Source organism: Clostridium sp. AM34-11AC (genome assembly GCF_003435375.1).
GTDB classification, from domain to species: domain Bacteria; phylum Bacillota; class Clostridia; order Lachnospirales; family Lachnospiraceae; genus Pilosibacter; species Pilosibacter fragilis.
In genome coordinates this window covers 1-1,174 of sequence record NZ_QWGL01000100.1, presented here as the reverse complement: position 1 = coordinate 1,174, position 1,174 = coordinate 1, and the positions used below count along the sequence as shown (strand labels likewise).

2 protein-coding genes are annotated in these 1,174 nt (G+C 43.9%); one reads left to right on the top strand and one right to left on the bottom strand.

Going from position 1 to position 1,174, the window contains the following annotated elements:
• Positions 1–98 precede the first annotated feature (98 nt).
• A complete protein-coding gene (locus DW826_RS17925) occupies positions 99–446 on the bottom strand; it encodes a transposase (protein ID WP_242990693.1) in 348 nt (115 codons plus the stop codon).
• Positions 447–542: 96 nt separating this feature from the next.
• Here DW826_RS17925 and DW826_RS17920 point away from each other — a divergent pair.
• A partial coding sequence (locus DW826_RS17920; RefSeq protein ID WP_181968111.1) for an MBG-2 domain-containing protein occupies positions 543–1,174 on the top strand: 632 nt, incomplete at its 3' end.

Below are 1,174 nucleotides of genomic sequence, written 5' to 3'. Positions count from 1 at the left end.
TGCATTCTAACTCTTCCTGAGATATGGGTGTTCCATTATAGTACACGCTGGTGCGGTTGATTCCAAGAAGCTCAGCACCTGTTTTTATCGGGAATTCTTTAGTCTTCAAAAGGTTTCGGACTAAATTTACTCTCGTAGTCAGGTCCAAGTGTTTCTTCAGATTTTTTTTTCAACCAATCCACCTGCATGGTGAGCTGGCCAACTTTTTTCGCGTATTCGGCTTTTTCCTTGCGCTCTAAGGCGAGTTTCTCTTTCAAGTTGTCTTCTCTTGAATCATCGAAGACAACCGATGCTTTATCAAGGAATTCTTTTTTCCAGTTGCGAAGAAGATTCGGCTGAATGTTATTTTCGCTGGCAATTGTATTTAAGTCCTTTTCTCCTTTAAGCAGTTCAATGACTAACTCGGATTTGAATTTTGCGGAGAAATTTCTTCTTGTTCGAGACATAAAAATGATCCTTCTTTCTATAGTGCTTACAGTATACCAGATTCATTAAAAAATGTCTCTCAAAGTGTCTTAAATTACGATACCATTATACCGCTTGTGATCACTGCAGAGGATAAGAATGTTACATTTGGATTCAAAGCACCGGAGTATACAGTTGCCTATGATGGCTTTGTAAACGGTGAGACGGAAGCGGTTCTTACGGGAACTCTGGTCGTAACCTGCGATTATACAGAGGAAGGCCGTGAGGCTACTTATGCGATCGTTCCGTCCGGACTTTCTGCAAAGAACTACGCGATCACATGGAAGAATGGTGTTCTGACCGGACGTTATCCGGAGAGCGACGATGACGACTACGAGGAACCTTCCAAACCGGCAAACAGCAAGATGCCGAAATCCGGAACAAACAATCCGGGACAGGGAGCAATCAAAAAAGATGCTCAGAAGGGCTATGTGAATGAAAATTCCGGCATTGTTTCCGGAAAGACACTTACCGAGGAGATGTTAAAGAATAACAGTGAAAGCCTGAAGGATGGCTACAGTCACTGGATCAAGACAAACGAAGGCTGGTGGCTCCGCTATGCGGATGGAAGCTATCCGAAGGCAGCGGGAGCGGCAAATTCCGGATCCGGCAATTCTTCGACAGTTCAGAGTCATGAGTGGGTTCAGATCGATGGAAACTGGTGGGCATTGAAGTGCTATACTAACGTTGTAACAGTAGTGGCTAATAA